Source organism: Stenotrophomonas sp. C-A, assembly GCF_054030835.1.
Genome location: NZ_CM132916.1, coordinates 1,458,000 through 1,473,295, shown reverse-complemented (window position 1 = coordinate 1,473,295; position 15,296 = coordinate 1,458,000). Strand labels below are relative to the sequence as shown.

The 15,296-nt window shown below is 68.1% G+C and carries 13 protein-coding genes; 4 read left to right on the top strand and 9 right to left on the bottom strand.

Annotated elements, in window-relative coordinates:
* Positions 1-12: 12 nt before the first annotated feature.
* From ACW5IY_RS06975 to ACW5IY_RS06965, 3 genes are all read right to left on the bottom strand, one after another.
* On the bottom strand, positions 13-1,677 hold the full coding sequence (locus ACW5IY_RS06975) for a diguanylate cyclase (RefSeq protein ID WP_049433867.1): 1,665 nt from the start codon (positions 1,675-1,677) through the stop codon (positions 13-15).
* Positions 1,678-1,787: 110 nt separating this feature from the next.
* Positions 1,788-4,211: a putative bifunctional diguanylate cyclase/phosphodiesterase gene (locus ACW5IY_RS06970; protein WP_049433868.1), complete on the bottom strand. Its 2,424-nt coding sequence runs from the start codon at positions 4,209-4,211 to the stop codon at positions 1,788-1,790.
* Positions 4,212-4,428: 217 nt separating this feature from the next.
* The gene (locus ACW5IY_RS06965) at positions 4,429-6,366 is read right to left on the bottom strand and encodes a DEAD/DEAH box helicase (RefSeq protein ID WP_049433869.1); all 1,938 of its coding nucleotides are present in this window, start codon (positions 6,364-6,366) and stop codon (positions 4,429-4,431) included.
* Between the two features lie 267 nt (positions 6,367-6,633).
* Here ACW5IY_RS06965 and ACW5IY_RS06960 point away from each other — a divergent pair, with 267 nt between their 5' ends.
* Positions 6,634-6,855, top strand: a complete 222-nt coding sequence (locus ACW5IY_RS06960; protein WP_010486399.1) for an RNA-binding S4 domain-containing protein — start codon at positions 6,634-6,636, stop codon at positions 6,853-6,855.
* A gap of 11 nt (positions 6,856-6,866) precedes the next feature.
* Here ACW5IY_RS06960 and ubiM read toward each other — a convergent pair whose 3' ends face one another.
* From ubiM to ACW5IY_RS06940, 4 genes are all read right to left on the bottom strand, one after another.
* Positions 6,867-8,045, bottom strand: a complete 1,179-nt coding sequence (gene ubiM, locus ACW5IY_RS06955; RefSeq protein WP_049433870.1) for a 5-demethoxyubiquinol-8 5-hydroxylase UbiM — start codon at positions 8,043-8,045, stop codon at positions 6,867-6,869.
* An 80-nt stretch (positions 8,046-8,125) separates the two neighbouring features.
* Positions 8,126-8,515 carry an MAPEG family protein gene (locus tag ACW5IY_RS06950; protein WP_049433871.1) on the bottom strand — a complete coding sequence of 130 codons (390 nt, stop codon included), beginning with the start codon at positions 8,513-8,515 and terminating at the stop codon, positions 8,126-8,128.
* Between the two features lie 11 nt (positions 8,516-8,526).
* On the bottom strand, positions 8,527-9,072 hold the full coding sequence (locus tag ACW5IY_RS06945; RefSeq protein ID WP_049433872.1) for a DUF4019 domain-containing protein: 546 nt from the start codon (positions 9,070-9,072) through the stop codon (positions 8,527-8,529).
* 58 nt (positions 9,073-9,130) lie between these two features.
* Positions 9,131-10,294 carry a COG3904 family protein gene (locus tag ACW5IY_RS06940; protein WP_049433873.1) on the bottom strand — a complete coding sequence of 388 codons (1,164 nt, stop codon included), beginning with the start codon at positions 10,292-10,294 and terminating at the stop codon, positions 9,131-9,133.
* A gap of 422 nt (positions 10,295-10,716) precedes the next feature.
* Between ACW5IY_RS06940 and ACW5IY_RS06935 the strand changes: the two genes are divergently transcribed.
* From ACW5IY_RS06935 to ACW5IY_RS06925, 3 genes are all read left to right on the top strand, one after another.
* On the top strand, positions 10,717-12,195 hold the full coding sequence (locus ACW5IY_RS06935; RefSeq protein ID WP_049433874.1) for a DNA-3-methyladenine glycosylase 2: 1,479 nt from the start codon (positions 10,717-10,719) through the stop codon (positions 12,193-12,195).
* Positions 12,192-12,683, top strand: coding sequence for a methylated-DNA--[protein]-cysteine S-methyltransferase (locus ACW5IY_RS06930; protein ID WP_049433875.1), 492 nt, complete (start codon positions 12,192-12,194; stop codon positions 12,681-12,683). Before ACW5IY_RS06935 ends, ACW5IY_RS06930 begins: the two co-directional genes overlap by 4 nt.
* Positions 12,684-13,092: 409 nt before the next feature.
* Entirely contained in the window at positions 13,093-14,343 is a 1,251-nt protein-coding gene (locus tag ACW5IY_RS06925) for an alkaline phosphatase family protein (protein WP_049433876.1), read from the top strand.
* A gap of 130 nt (positions 14,344-14,473) precedes the next feature.
* On the opposite strand, the gene ACW5IY_RS06920 is transcribed toward ACW5IY_RS06925, so the two are convergent.
* A complete protein-coding gene (locus ACW5IY_RS06920; RefSeq protein ID WP_004150462.1) occupies positions 14,474-14,653 on the bottom strand; it encodes a 30S ribosomal protein THX in 180 nt (59 codons plus the stop codon).
* Between the two features lie 110 nt (positions 14,654-14,763).
* Positions 14,764-15,177, bottom strand: coding sequence for a MerC domain-containing protein (locus tag ACW5IY_RS06915; protein WP_019338435.1), 414 nt, complete (start codon positions 15,175-15,177; stop codon positions 14,764-14,766).
* Between the last annotated feature and the right edge of the window lie 119 nt (positions 15,178-15,296).

Sequence of the window (15,296 nt, the reverse complement as noted above, 5' to 3'; positions counted from 1 at the left end):
GCCCGCAGCGCTTCATGCCAGGCCGGGCGGATCGAGCTCTTCGCCGTCGAACACCCGGTTCCGGCCCGCCCGCTTGGCCACGTACATGGCATGATCGGCCCGCCGCAACAGCCCGGCCAGATCGTCCTCGCCCGGCCGCCACTGCGCCAGGCCGATGCTGGCGGTCACTTCCAGCCCCGGCACCTGCAGGCCCTGCCCGGCCTCGGTGATGCGCTGGCGCAGGCGCTCCAGCCGCGCCGACGCCGCCTCGCGCGGCATGCCGGGCATCAGCAGCAGGAACTCCTCGCCGCCCATCCGCACCACTTCGTCCTGGCTGCGCACCGCAGCGCGCAGCGCGCGTGCCACCGCCACCAGTACCTGGTCCCCCACCCCGTGGCCATGGCGGTCGTTGATGTCCTTGAACAGGTCGATGTCGAGGAAGCCGATCACCAGCGAGCCACGCTCACGGTCGACCTGTGCCAGGTGACGGGCCAGCTGCTGCAGGCCGGCGCGGCGATTCGGCAGTCCGGTCAGGACGTCGGTTTCGGCCAGCTGACGCAGTTCATCGCGCTGCTGGCGCAGCCGGCCCAGCCGCTGGTTCATGGCATAGGCGGCCATCATCAGCAGCCAGGTCACCGACAGCTGCAGTGCTTCGACCCGGTATTCCAACAGCCATTCCGCACGGCAGGCATCGGCGATGATCAGGACCAGCATCGGTGCCAACGCGGCCAGTCCCGCCTGCGACCAACGGTCGCCACGCCAACGGGCCCATACGCCCATCAGCAATGCCAGGCCACATCCCAGCAGATAGGACACCTGTAGGCCCTGCGCGACCCAGGCCAGCTGTTCCCAGCGCAGCCACGGCACCAGTACGGCCAGCGCCAGCAGGCCCCACAGCACGGTCGCCTGCAGCGGCCGCGACCGTGGCCATACGCGGTCACCGCCGTTCAGCCGCCACAGTGCCGGCAGTACCAGCGCCTGGGTGGCGGCGGTCAGCGAGAGCAGCCACCAGGCCCCACGCTCCCCCACCGGCAGCCACGGCTCCGGGTAGCCGCTGAGGCCACCGAGGATCGCCTGCCACAGCACCAGCACCGTGGTGCCGGCGACGTAAACCAGGAAGCTGCGATCGCGCGTGGTCAGGAAGGCCATCAACGCCGACAGCGCCAGTGCGATCGCCACGGCGATGCAGGCAGCACGCATCAGCAGGCGGGCGGTGTCGTTCTGCTGCACCGGGCTGGGCGCGCCCAGCCGCAGGGTCGGTACCCAGCGCGCCTTCAGCGGCGTCTGCCAGGAAACCAGGAACGGCTCTTGGCTGCCGGCCGGCGGTACGGCCACCAGGCCGATGCCTGCACGGAAGCGCGAATCACGGGTGCGGGCGTCGTGCATGTTGCCGCAGATTTCGCGGTCACCGTGCTGTACCCGCACTTCGCCGGCAAAGACATTGAACACGTCCAGCGCCTGAGGCTGGCCCGACCAGCCTTCCTGCGGAGCCGGCACCAGCACCTGCTGGCGCGGACCCGACAGCATGTGCGGCGTGCACGCGCGATGTGGGGTCGGTTCGTCGGTGGCGCCTCCCACCAGCAGATAATCGCGGCCCGACACGGCCACGGCGGCCTGAAGCGGCCACGGCATCGCCAACCACGCCAGCAGCACGACCAGCACCGCTCCTGTTCCGTACTGCCACTGCCTGCCGCCCACGCCACGTCCTGTTCCTGCTTACGCCCGCGCCCACTGCGCGTCGCCCCTGGCGGGCATTATCGCAGCCGCGGCTGCAGCGCACGTGTAGACCAAAGTCGCCGCCACGCCGTTCAGCCAGCCCCCGGCGGCCCCTTCACCGCGACCAGCCGCACCGGGCGCAGATCGGCCAGGGTCAACCGCTCCAGCGGCTGCGGGCGTTCGATGGCATAGCCCTGCAGGCCCTGCACGCCAAGCCGGGTCAGCGCACCGGCAACCTCGGCGGTCTCCACCCACTCGGCCACCACTTCCATCTGCAGCTCGCGCCCGAGCTCGCTGATCGCACGCACCGTGGCGTGGCTGACCGGGTCTGTATCCATGTCCCGCACGAAGGCGCCGTCGATCTTCAGGATGTCCGCCGGCAACTGGCGCAGATAGCCGAAAGAAGACAGGCCGGAGCCGAAGTCATCCAGTGCCATCCGGCAGCCCCGCGCCTTGACCGCATCGATGAACGCACGGGCCTGGCTGAGGTTGCTGATCGCCGCGGTCTCGGTGATCTCGAAGCACAGCTTGGAGGCCAGCGCGCGGTTGCGCTCAAGCAGGTCGCAGACGAAGGCGAGGAATCCCGGCTCGGCGATCGACTGCGCCGAGACGTTGACGTTGCACAGGCCCAGCTGGCGCACGTGTGCCGGGCACACCTGCAGGTGGCGGAACAGCAGCCCGAGCACGTGACGATCCAGCGCAACCGCCATGCCATAGCGCTCCACCGCCGGCATGAACTGTCCGGGCAGGTGCAGGCTGCCGTCGGTACCGCGCATGCGCACCAGCACCTCGTAATGCAGGTAGGAAGGATCACCCACGCGGGCGATGCGCTGTGCATACAGCACCATGCGATTCTCGGCCATCGCCAGGCTGACGCCCTGCAGGCGCTCGGCCTCCTGCCGCCGTTCCTCCAGTGCCATGCGGTTCTCGTTGAAGCAGTGCACGCGGTTGCGCCCGGCCTGCTTGGCCGCATAGCAGGCGCTGTCGGCGGCACTCATCAACCAGTTCACGTCCGGCGCATCGGCACTGACTTCGACCACGCCGATGCTGCAGCTCAGCTGCGGACTGCCCTCGCTGATCGGGAAGGTTGCCTGCCCCAGGTTGCGGATCACCCGCTGCAGCACCCGCTTGGCCTCGTCCTGCCCGGCATGGGCGAGGAACACGGCGAACTCGTCGGCGCCCAGCCGGCCTACCCAGTCGCCATCGCGCACCGCGGCAACCAGATAATCGGCGAAGCTGCGCAGCATCTGGTCGCCCGCCGCGTGGCCGAAGCTGTCATTGACCAGCTTGAAATGGTCCAGGTTGATGTAGCACAGCGCATGCGTACCGCCGTCGCTGCGCACCTGCAGCAGCGAACGCTCCAGCAGCCGCTCGATCTCGCGTCGGTTGATCAGGCCGGTCAGCGGATCGTGGCTGGCGTGATGTTCGATCTCGCGTGCCAGAGCATGGTTCTGGCTGACATCCTCGATGATCGCAAACACCGACAGGCCGCCTCCCGCGCTGCGCACACCGGTGCCACTCCAGCGCCCCCACACCAGGCTGCCATCGCGGCGGCAGAAGCGCAGCTCACTCGGCCGCAGCTGCCGGTCCCAGTCAATGCGGCCGACGCCATCGATGACCAGTTCGCCTTCCATCAACAGATCACCGAGCGACATCTGCAGCAGCACGTCGCGTCGGTAGTCGAGGATATCGGCCATCGCCTGGTTGGCTTCGATCACCTTGCCGTCTGTGTCGAGCTTGAGCATGCCGACATTGGCCTGGTAGAAGGCCGCACGAAAGCGGCTTTCGTGCTCGGTCAGGTCCTTGCCGACGCGGCGCGCCAGCGCGACAGCCATCAGGCTGATCGCCAGCACCGACAGCCCACCGACCACAAGCGTGGCGATCCGCACCATCGTGGCCATGCGCAGCAACGCTTGGGAAAATGCCTGTGCCTGCACCTGCAGCCGCCGGTCCAGATCACGCAGCTGCTGCAGGTACCGGTCGCGGTCCGCCACTGGCAGCGCCCCCTGGGCATGCCCCGACTGCAGCTCGGCGACCAGCCGCTGCACGGCCAACAGGTCATCATCGGTCTGTCGCCACAGCGTGGTTGCTTCCCGGAATGCACCGATGTCGCGTGCATAGCGGAACGAGAACACCAGGCGCGGAATATCGGCGCGCGCGTTGCCGCCCAGCAGGAAGCCCTGCCTGGCCTTCTCCTCGTCCGGTACCGCCTGTTCCAGCGCCAGCCGGGCCTGCAGATCCCCCAACGGAATCCGCAGCGCCTGGCGCGCGTCATCCAGGTCCTGGGCATGGCCACGCGCCAGGTAGCGGCTCAGCGCAGCGGTTGCATCCTGCTGCCCCCGTGACCAGTAGCCCTGGCCGGCGATCCATGCGGTGGAGGCCGCCTGCAGTTCCTGGATCAAGGCGGACAGCGCGACCAACCCGATCGCCATGCCCGTCAACAACGCAAAGCGCAATCCCAGGCCACGGGTCATCGGCACCCGCCGGCTCTGCTGGTCCGTGCCACTTCTACCCATCCCGGATCCCCCCGAATGTGCTGCGGTGACAACCTCCCATGGAACCGGCCCAGCCTATGACCGGCAATGTGTGGGCCATGCGAAAAAGGGGACGGAGGGGATTAAGTCGTTTTCGGCATAAGCGCGCGGCCTGCCATTTACGACTTAATCCCCTCCGTCCCCTTTTCTGTACGCCAGCCCGGAGGCTGGCGTTGATCAGGACGGCTGCGGGTGAGGCTTAGAAGCTGCGCGGGCCGCGCGGCTTGAAGCCGTCACGACGCGGCGGGCGGCTGTCGCGGTCACCGCCGCGGTCGCCACCATGGCCACCCGGACCGCCACGACGCGGGCCACCCGGGCCGCCCGGACCACGCTTGTCGAAGCGAGGCTTGAACGGGCGCGGGGCCGGGTTGGTGTCTTCACCCGGGGCCAGCGCACGCATCTGCAGCTGCTGGCCGGACACCCACACCTTCTGCAGGTGCGACAGCACGTCCGACGGCATCTGCGCCGGCAGATCCAGCAGCGAGAAGTCGTCGTGGATGTCGATGCGGCCGATGAAGCGGCTTTCCAGGCCGGCTTCGTTGGCGATGGCGCCGACGATGTTGGCCGGCTTCACGCCATGCTGGTGGCCCACCGAAATACGGTAGGTCTCCATGCCCTGCTCCGGCGCACCACGCGGCGGAACCTCGCGGCGCGGACGCTGCTCGAAACCACCTTCGGCGTCGTCACGGCGCGGGCCACGCTCGAAACGCGGACCACGCTCGTTGCGGTCGAAGCGATCGCCACGCTCCGGACGGTCGCCACGGTCGAAGCGCTCGCGCGGCGCGCGCTCTTCACGCGGGGCGCGCACCGGCGGCTGCAGCAGGAACGGAGTGTCACCCTGCAGCATCTTGGCCAGCGCGGCAGCCACTTCGATGGCCGGCACGTTCTGCTCGTTCTCGAAGCGCTCCAGCAGCTGGCGGTAGAAATCCAGGCCACCGGCACCAAGGGTTTCGGTGATGCGCGAGGTGAATTTGTTGATGCGGGTATCGTTGACCGCTTCCACGCTCGGCAGCTGCATCTCTTCGATCGGCTGGCGGGTGGCGCGCTCGATCTGGCGCAGCATGCCCTTCTCGCGCGGGGTGGCGAACAGGATCGCCTCACCGCTGCGGCCGGCACGGCCGGTACGGCCGATGCGGTGCACGTAGCTTTCGGTGTCGTACGGGATGTCGTAGTTCAGCACGTGGCTGATGCGCTCCACGTCCAGGCCGCGCGCGGCCACGTCGGTGGCGACCAGGATGTCCAGCTTGCCTTCCTTCAGCATGGCGATGGTGCGCTCACGCTGGGCCTGTTGCATGTCACCGTTGATGGCGGCAGCGGCCAGGCCACGGGCCTGCAGCTTGCTGGCCAGTTCCTCGGTGCCGGCCTTGGTGCGCGCGAAGATGATCATCGCGTCGAACGGCTCCACTTCCAGGATGCGGGTCAGCGCGTCCAGCTTGTGCATGCCGCTCACCCACCAGTAACGCTGGCGGATGTTGGCCGAGGTGGTGGTCTTGGCCGCGATGGTCACTTCCACCGGGTCCTGCAGGTAGGTCTGCGCGATGCGGCGGATCTGCGGCGGCATGGTGGCCGAGAACAGGGCCACCTGGCGCTGCTCCGGCAGCTTCTTCAGCACGGCTTCGACGTCGTCGATGAAGCCCATGCGCAGCATTTCATCAGCTTCGTCCAGCACCAGCGTCTTCAGCTCGGACAGGTCCAGGGTGCTGCGGTCCAGATGGTCGATCACGCGGCCGGGAGTACCGACCACGATGTGCACGCCACGACGCAGGGCCGACAGCTGCTGGCCGTACGGCTGGCCGCCGTACACCGGCAGCACGCGGAAGCCCGGAATCTTCGACGAATACGACTGGAACGCCTCGGCGACCTGGATGGCCAGCTCGCGGGTCGGCGCCAGGATCAGGGCCTGGGGCTTGATCTGCTGCAGGTCGATGTTGGACAGTACCGGCAGTGCGAAGGCAGCGGTCTTGCCGGTGCCGGTCTGGGCCTGACCCAGCACGTCGCGGCCTTCCAGCATCGCCGGGATGGTGGCGGCCTGGATCGGCGACGGGGTTTCGTAGCCGATGGCGGTGACCGCCTGCATCACGGGCTCGGACAGGCCGAGCTGCGCAAACTGCAGCGGCGCTTGGGAATCTTGGGACATGGGGAACTCCGAAGACACTGCCGTCTTCCTGGCAGTGCGATAAAAAAGGTGATGGTCCGCGCTTTGGGCGCCCTTCTTATCGCGTGCCCTGGCGCTGCTCGGTTGGAGGAGATTTCACTCGCTCAGAGCGGAATCATACCGCATTGATCCTGAACGAGGCGTACAGCTTGCAGTGCGCGTGCCGTCATGCCCCGTGCTGGCGCACAATACGCGCCCTCTTCCCCGGCCCGGCCGCTGGCCCGCGCCCCTTCCCAGGAAACCCGCTCCATGCAGATTCTCGAATTCGACCTCGACGGTGACTACGTCGAACTCAAGCAGTTGCTGAAGCTGGCCGACCTGGTCACCAGCGGCGGCGAAGCCAAGATGGTCATCGGTGACGGCCAGGTGCGGGTCGATGGCGAAGTCGAACTGCGCAAGGCCTGCAAGATCCGCGCAGGCCAGGTGGTCGAGTTCGCCGACAGCCAGATCCGGGTGCTGGCTGCCGGCTGATCTGAAGCTGTTCAGGCCACGCGCTGGGTCAGGTGCGAGGCAATCAGCTGCCTGAATGGTGCCACGCCCTGCGCCAGGCGCAGGCCGGCTGCCCGCAGCAGGCGCGCCGGACGGCGATCGTCGGTGTACAGGCTGGCGATCGCATTGGTGGCCTCATACAGGGGCCGCGACGCCAACCGGTGACCGCGCTGGTAGCTGGCCAGCATGCCCGCGGCCGCAATATCGGCACCGCGTCGCTGCTGCGCGACGATACCCTGCGCCAGTCGCTGCGCGCTGGCCAGGCCCAGGTTGAAACCATGCGCGGTGACCGGGTGCATGCCCACCGCAGCATCCCCGATCAGCGCCGAACGCTCGCCGACGAAGCGGTGCGCGTACACCCCTACCAGCGGATACGCCTGCGGCGTGGCCACCGGCTGCATCCGGCCCAGGCGGTGCTCGAAGCAGGCACTGACGGCCTCACCAAAGGCCACCTCGTCCATTGCCAGCAGCTCCTCGATCTGCCGCGGCGGCAGCGTGATCACCGCCGAAGCCTGGCCCTCGTTGAGCGGCAGCAGCGCCATCGTGCGGCCGTAGCCGAACCATTCCCAGGCAGTGTGGTGATGATCGCGCTCGACCTGCATGCGGCACACCAGCATCGACTTGCCGAAGTCGCGCATCTGCGCACCGATGCCGAGCATGCGGCGGGTGGCGGAGAAGCGGCTGTCGGCGGCCACCAGCAGGCGTGCATGCAGTTGGCTGCCGTCATCAAGTTTGACCACATGGCCCTGCGCATCGGCCTGCACGCCCTGCACCTTGCGTCCGTCGAACAGTTCCAGGCCGTCCTGGCCCTGCACGGCATCCCACGCGGCGCGGCGGATCAGATGGTTGGGTACCAGCCAGCCCAGCGGCTGGCCATCAACCTGGCTGCTGGCGAAGGTCAAGGCGAACGGCGAACCGCCGTTCATCACTTTGGCATCGCGCAGCTCAGCGACTTCGGCCTGCGGCAGGCGCTGCCACAGCCCCAGCTGCTCCATGCTCTGCCGCGAGGCATGGGTCAGCGCGATCTCGCGGCCATCGAAGGCGGCTTCGGCCAGCGCCTGGCGCGGCTGCACTTCGACCAGCCCGACCTGCAGCCCGCTGCCGGCCAGCGCGCGCGCGAAGCACAGACCCGCCGGTCCGGCGCCGACCACCACCACGTCCATCCTGCGCATGCGCGCCTCCTGCCGTTGATTCAGTCCGGGCCAGCATAGCGCCACGCACCTGACCGGCCTTGATCTGGATCAGGCCCGGGTCACAACAACGCGAACACCAGCGCCAGGATCGACAGCAGCGACACAACCCACACCAGGCTGCGCACGTAGGGCACGCCTGCGGCGTACAGCGGCAGATAGACCACGCGTGCCCAGAAGTAGGTCTGCGCCGCCAGTGCAGTGGTGTCGTTGCCGCGACCGGCCACGACCACTGCGATGGCGGCGGCGGCGAAGAACGGGAACGTCTCCAGGAAATTGGCCTGCGCCCGCTGCAGGCGACCGGCCAGTGGGCTGACCGGCTTTGCATCGCCATCGCGTGCCGAGGCATTCCACTTCATCCCGCGCTCGCGGGTGACCACGGTAGAGGTAGCGAAGATGTAGACGAAGCCCAGCAGCACCGACCAGGCCAGCATCGTCAGTTCAGTTGCCATGGTTCATCTCCTCAGGGTGCCGACGCGCGCAGGCTATAGCCGGCCAGGCGCCACACCTGGTCCTCGTCGAAACGGAACGAGACCAGCTCGCGCACCGGCTGCGCGCTGTTGGCGAATCGGGTCGGGAAGCTGACGTTGATGTACAGCCCTTCCGGCACGGCGGCACCGGCGCTGTATTTGACCCGGGTGATGGTCGGCTGGCCACGCCCGGCCAGCGCTCCCAGGCGCGTGCGCTCGGTGGTCAACTGGCTGACGAAGGCGGCCTTCGGTACTGCACGGCGCGCGACGGCCGAAGCGCCATCCCACAACTCGCCGGCGCGGTTGGCATCCACCAGCTGCGCCGCCTTCACTGCGGCCGCGCCCATTTCCGCGTCCTGTTTCTGCACCTGTGCCTGCTGCGCGGCGGTCAACACCGGAGCGCCGGCGGTAGCTGGTTTTGCAGCCGCTGGCGAGGCCGGCGCCGGGCGCGCGGGTGCCGGGGCGGGTGTGGCCGGCGCAGGTGCCTGCGCCAATGCGGTCAGGGGCAGCAGGGACAGCAGCAGGAGCACGCGCTTCATGGACACCGCCGGTTCTCGGGAAAGAACCGCAGTCTACGCCAGCGCGGTGAGCTGTTCGTCAGCGCGCGTTGGCGCTGCCTTCCACCGCGGCGGCATCGGCCTGCGCGGCAGGCGTGCCGGTGTCTGCCGGCACCTGTTCGGCCACCGGCGGCGGCTCCGACGGTGCCGGTGGCAGCGTCGCCACATCGATCTCCGACAGCGGGCTCTCTTCCGGGCACACTGCATCCGGGAAACCGAAGCGCTGCTTCAGTGCCTGGCCGCAGCTGTTGATCGATTCCATGTCGGCGCCTTCGCGCTTGCACTGCTGGTCGAAGGCGATCAGGAACGCGTCCTTGCGCTGCACGAAATCATCGCCGCAGGCCCGCATCTGCTTGATCCGTTCCAGATCGTCCTGCACCGCGTTGGTGCCATCCAGGCCGTACTGGCGCAGCTCGTCCGCGGTCAGCAGGCGCAGGCTGCGGTTGGGCACGGTCATCATCAGATCAGCCACGCCCACCGCCACGCCGTTGCGCTGCAGGTAGTCCTTTACGTTGTCGTAGACCTCGTGCAGCTCGCGGTTGAGTTCTGCGCGCGAGGTGGCCTTGGAGCTGATGCGCATCATGCGGTGGATGCCAACCTTGCCTGACAGCAGGCGGTTGTCACCGGCGGCCAGCACGAACACGCAGGCACTGTGGCAGATCGAGCCTTCGCGCACCCAGATGGTCCAGCCGGATTCACCGATACTGTCACCGGCGACGATCGCCGATTCCACCTGGCCCCCGCTGGAATCCAGGTCGAGGATGCGCTTGTGGATCTTCTGCTGGTCGGCAACCACGGCCAACCGCCACATCATCTCGGCGAAGCCCGGGTTGATCTTGCCGGCGTAGCGCACGCGCATCAGGCCACGTTCGGCGCAAGGCGCCAGCGCCTGGCTGATCTGCTCGCGCTGCAGGCCTTCCAGCTCGACACCGTCGCCCGCGTCACCGGCATATTCGGTGCTGCAGCTGACCCACGCACGCCCGTTCTCCAGCTGCGCCTGCGGCCACGGCCGATCCGCCCGGCTGCGCGGCGGCGCCGGCGGCGGTGGCGCATCGGCGGCGTTGATCGACACCATGTTCTCGCCATCACTGGCCGGTGCCCGCGCCGCCTTGTCGGCAGCGGTCACATTGCCCGGATTCTCCAGCTGACTGCAGCCCGCCAGGGCCAGGCACAACAGGGGCAACCAGCGGAGTTTGGCGGACATCGGGCAACCGGATTTCAAGGGAGCAAGGGCCACAGTCTACCCGTCCGGGGCGCGCATTCAGCGCGTGGTACTGAACCCCTTCTGACCCTTGGGAAAGCGTGTCGACCAAGGTCGACACCTACCAGAGCGGGATGCCCTTCCGACAGATCGCAGGAACCTGTCGAAGGCGGGGTGGGTCCGGTTGCGGGAGTGTCCGCGGCATGGATGCCGCGGCCACGCCCCCAAGGACGGGTTTACGGCGTCTCCCGCAACCGGACCCACCCCGCCTCCCCACAGGAAACCAGCTTCTGCCGTTGCCGTTGCCGTTGCCGGCCAGCGGCCGGCACTACCGCGGGTGCCGGGCACAGCCCGACCTGACGCCCTTCAGCATCCATGTCCGAATGTGGCGAGTATCTCCACCCGCACACGCCTAGACTGGCGCCATGGATACCGCCCTCGCCCTCGACACCGCCGCCTGCGACCGCGCCCGTCTGGCCCGCGACGCACGCTTCGACGGCGTGTTCTTCACCGCCGTGCGCAGCACCGGCATCTACTGCCGCCCGGTGTGCCCGGCACCGCCACCGAAGCCGCGCAACATCACCTACTACCCGACCGCCGCTGCGGCCGCCGCCGCCGGCTACCGCCCGTGCCTGCGCTGTCGTCCCGAACTGGCGCCGCAGGCACAGCAGGCATTGGCTGGGCAGATCGTGCAGCGCGCCCTCGCCCTGATCCATGGCGGCTTCCTGCAGGAGCAGCCCGTTGCCGACCTCGCGCAGAAGATCGGCCTCAGCGCGCGCCAGCTGCAGCGCCTGTTCGTTGAACACCTGGGCGCGACGCCGGGGCAGATCCACGCCACCCATCGCCTGCTGCTGGCCAAGCAGCTGCTGACCGAGACCACGCTGCCGGTGACCGATGTTGCGCTGGCCGCCGGCTACAACAGCCTGCGCCGCTTCAATACCGCCTTCCTGCAGGGCTGCGGCATGGCACCGACGGCACTGCGACGCCAGCATCAGCCGCTGGCCGCCGATGACGGCTGCCTGGTACTGCGCCTGGTGTACCGTCCACCGCTGGATTTCCCGCGCATGCTGGCCTTCCTGCGCAAGCGCAGCCTGCCCGGCATCGAACTGATCGGCGAAGACAGCTACCAGCGCGTGCTCGGCACACCCGAGCGCCCCACCCTGCTGCGCGTCACCGCCGACCCGAAACGCCCGGAACTGCGCCTGCAGCTGGGCCCGGTCGATCCGCGCCTGATTCCCGACATCGTGCGCCGCGTGCGCCGCGTATTCGATCTGGATGCCGACCTGCAGCAGGTGCATGCCGCGCTGGGCGAGGAACCGCTGCTGGCGCGTGGCATCGCCGAACGCCCCGGGCTGCGCGTGCCCGGCGGCTGGGATGGCTTCGAGGTGGGCGTACGCGCCGTGCTCGGACAGCAGGTCAGCGTGGCCGCGGCCACCACCTTCGCGCGGCGCCTGGTCGATGCCTATGGCGCACACCTGCCGGGCATGCCATCGGAATTCGATCGCCAGTTTCCCGCGCCCGAGGTGCTGGCTGAGGCGCCGCTGGAATCGATCGGCCTGCCGCGCACCCGCGCCGCCACCGTGCGTGCGCTGGCCGCTGCGTGCGCCAGCGGCCAGCTCGACTTCGGGCCCGGTCAGGCATTGGAGGAATTCGTGGCCCGCTGCGTGGCACTGCCTGGCATCGGCCCGTGGACCGCGCAGTACATCGCGCTGCGCGGACTTGGCCAGCCCGATGCCTTCCCCGCCGGTGACCTGGTGCTGCAGCAGGTCCTCGGCCACGCGCAGGGCCAGCGCCTGAGCGAACGCGCGACCGAAACGCGCTCGCAACCGTGGCGCCCGTGGCGCGCCTATGCCGTGCTGCATCTGTGGCACCTGTCCGGCACCTTCGTTGGAGAACCGACATGACCTTGTTGTTCGATCGTTTCGACAGCCCGATCGGCGTGTTGACCATCGCCGGTGACGAGCGTGGCCTGTCGCATGTGCTTTTCCCGGAAAACCGCCATCCGGCACGCGGCCGCGAAGACTGGCACTACGCCCCGGATGCACTGCCGGAAGCACGCGAGCAGCTGCTGCAGTTCCTGCACGGCGAGCGCAACAGCTTCGACCTTGAGCTGGCGCCGCGTGGCACGCCGTTCCAGCTGCGTGTGTGGCAGGCGCTGGCGTTGATTCCGTTCGGCCAGACCTGGAGCTACCTGCAGCTGGCGCAGCACCTCGGCCAGCCCAGTGCGACCCGTGCGGTCGGCGCTGCCAACGGCCGCAACCCGCTGCCGATCATCCTGCCCTGCCATCGCGTGATCGGCAGCAACGGCGCACTGACCGGTTTTGGTGGCGGGCTGGAAACCAAGGCTGCACTGCTGCGGCTGGAACAGCGCCAGGCACCGCTGTTCGCCTGAGAGGGCTGGCCGGGCTGCGCCCGGCACCCGCAGAGGCAACGGCAAGGTCAAGAGCCAATACAGCTCCGATTTTCTACGCGTTGGGTGGGGCGGTATGGGTGGGCAGGACACGCCGTAAACCCATCCATGGGGGCTCGATGGCGCCATCCATGGCGCCAACGGTCCTGCCCACCCACACCGCCCCACCTTCGACAGATTCCCGCGGCGGTGGGTAGGTGTCGACCTTGGTCGACGCGGTAGATCCACGCCATGCGTGTATGGAAGCGTCTGTAAACTGTCTGGAGAAAAGCCCCCTTCTTGTTGAAGGGGGCGCGCCGACAGGCGCGGGGATAAGGAAAAATGCGCGGACACGGCGCGCGATAGTGCGCCGTGTCTTGGGCGCGTCATTACCTCGCACTATGATGGACGGATGACTTCCGTACGCCTGACCTGCGCGCTGGCGCTGCTGCTGCCATTGGCCGCCTGCACCACCGCGCCCGCCCCTTCCGCCTCTGTTCCCACCACTGTTGCAACGGCTGCGCCGCCGAAGCTGCTGTTGATCTCGATCGACGGCCTGCGCGCCGATGCGCTCGATCGCGGCCTGACCCCGAACCTGCAGCGACTGATCGACGGCGGGGTACGCGCGCGCTGGATGACGCCTTCGTACCCATCGCTGACCTTCCCCAACCACTACACCATCGTCACCGGCCTGCGCCCGGACCACCACGGCATCGTCAACAACAGCATGGACGATGCAACCCTGGGCCGTTTCGAACTGAGCAACCGCGACGCGGTCACTACCAGCGGCTGGTGGGGGGGCGAACCGATCTGGGTCAGTGCAGAGAACGCCGGCGTGCGTTCGGCCACCACGTCATGGCCGGGCAGCGAATCGGAAATCCGTGGCGTACGCCCCAGCCAGTGGCGCGTCTACGATGGCAAGGAACCACTGGAGCAGCGCGCCGGCATCGTGCTCGACTGGCTGGCGCAGACCGATGCCGATGCACCGCGCCTGACCACGCTGTACATGGAACACGTGGACAAGGCCGGCCACAACTACGGCCCCGAGTCGAAACAGTACGCCGACGCCATCGTGCGCGCCGACCAGATCGTCGGCCAGGTGCTCGATGGACTGCAACAGCGCGGCCTGGTCGCGACCACCAACATCATCGTGGTCTCTGACCACGGCATGGCCAGTGTCGCCGACGGCCACGTGATCGCCACCGAGTCGATGGCCGATCCAGCCATCGCGCGCAATGTCAGCCAGGGCCAGTCGGTGGGCTTCGCGCCGGTCGCCGGCCGCGAAGCCGAGGCCGAACGTGCGCTGCTCGGCCGCCATACGCACTACGAGTGCTGGAAGAAGGAGAACCTGCCGGCGCGCTGGCACTACGGCACCCATCCGCGGGTTCCGGCCATCGTCTGTGCGATGGATGAAGGCTGGGATGCACTGCACCGCGAGAAGATCGCCAAGCGCGCGAAGCAGGACCGCGGCTCGCACGGCTATGACAACGTCCTGCCCTCGATGCGCGCCGTGTTCGTGGCCAGCGGCCCGTCGTTCCGCCAGGGCCTGGTGATCGATGGCTTCGACAACGTCGACGTCTACCCGCTGCTGGCGCACCTGCTGCAGGTGCCGGCCGCGCCGAACGACGGCAATCCGGAAACGCTGAAGAAGACCCTGCGCTGATCCGGTTGTAGAGCCGAGCCCACGCTCGGCTGCATTGCGCCAGCCGAGCATGGGCTCGGCTCTACAAAAACGTGCATAAAAAAACGCGGCGCCAGGCGCCGCGTTTTTCGTTGAACCGGTCTGGGCCGGATCAGGCCTTGGCGACGGCCTTCTTCGCCACAGCCTTCTTCGCCGGAGCCTTGGCCACGGTCTTCTTGGCAACCGGAGCGGCGGCGCCTACGGCGACCTTGCTCGCGGTGTGCGAACGGGCGTTGCCGTAGCTGGCGTTATAGCGCTTGCCCTTGGCGGTCTTGCGGTCACCCTTACCCATGTCTTCAACTCCTCAAATGTGAAATCTGGTTACCCCGTACTGACACGGGTTCGGCGGGGCCGCCTTGCTGGGCGCCCCCGCGCACGATCGAAAATCCTATCACGGAGCGCCTAGTGCGCGCAGCTGGCGTCGTGCACGTGACCGTGGTTGAGGCGCAGGTTGACCAGATGGGCCACACCCACCAGCAGGCCGCCGACGGTCATCACCACCGCGTGCGGCACCGCATTGTGGTGCAACGGGTCGTACAGCACGCCGGCCCACAACGCCACCAGGCCGGGAATCAGGAAGCCCAGCGCACGCAGCGCACCGTGGCGACGGTAGCCCCAGACCAGGCTGAACAGCCCCAGCAGGGTCACGAACACCACCAGCGCCTGTTCCACGCCGTCGCTCAGCCAGAACGACAGGCCCAACGACGGCGCTGCGGCCAGCAGCACCGGAATCACCGCGCAATGCACCGCGCACAGCATCGAACCAGTGGCGCCGAAACGGTCGAGCAGGTGGCGCAGGCGTGAGGACAGGGACATGACTTCCAGCAGGGTCGGCGAATCGTTATGGAATAATATAACATCCCTTCCCGACCCGCACGGTTTCCCTCCCCCTGTCCCGCTGACGGGATGCGTGCGCCCAGCGATTGATACAGTGT

Bases quoted from the DNA above. Each gene is read 5' to 3' on its own strand.
- ACW5IY_RS06970 (WP_049433868.1), bottom strand. From the start codon at position 4,211: ATGGGTAGAAGTGGCACGGACCAGCAGAGCCGGCGGGTGCCGATGACC.
- ACW5IY_RS06965 (WP_049433869.1), bottom strand. From the start codon at position 6,366: ATGTCCCAAGATTCCCAAGCGCCGCTGCAGTTTGCGCAGCTCGGCCTG.
- ACW5IY_RS06960 (WP_010486399.1), top strand. From the start codon at position 6,634: ATGCAGATTCTCGAATTCGACCTCGACGGTGACTACGTCGAACTCAAG.
- ubiM (WP_049433870.1), bottom strand. From the start codon at position 8,045: ATGCGCAGGATGGACGTGGTGGTGGTCGGCGCCGGACCGGCGGGTCTG.
- ACW5IY_RS06950 (WP_049433871.1), bottom strand. From the start codon at position 8,515: ATGGCAACTGAACTGACGATGCTGGCCTGGTCGGTGCTGCTGGGCTTC.
- ACW5IY_RS06945 (WP_049433872.1), bottom strand. From the start codon at position 9,072: ATGAAGCGCGTGCTCCTGCTGCTGTCCCTGCTGCCCCTGACCGCATTG.
- ACW5IY_RS06940 (WP_049433873.1), bottom strand. From the start codon at position 10,294: ATGTCCGCCAAACTCCGCTGGTTGCCCCTGTTGTGCCTGGCCCTGGCG.
- ACW5IY_RS06935 (WP_049433874.1), top strand. From the start codon at position 10,717: ATGGATACCGCCCTCGCCCTCGACACCGCCGCCTGCGACCGCGCCCGT.
- ACW5IY_RS06930 (WP_049433875.1), top strand. From the start codon at position 12,192: ATGACCTTGTTGTTCGATCGTTTCGACAGCCCGATCGGCGTGTTGACC.
- ACW5IY_RS06925 (WP_049433876.1), top strand. From the start codon at position 13,093: ATGACTTCCGTACGCCTGACCTGCGCGCTGGCGCTGCTGCTGCCATTG.
- ACW5IY_RS06920 (WP_004150462.1), bottom strand. From the start codon at position 14,653: ATGGGTAAGGGTGACCGCAAGACCGCCAAGGGCAAGCGCTATAACGCC.
- ACW5IY_RS06915 (WP_019338435.1), bottom strand. From the start codon at position 15,177: ATGTCCCTGTCCTCACGCCTGCGCCACCTGCTCGACCGTTTCGGCGCC.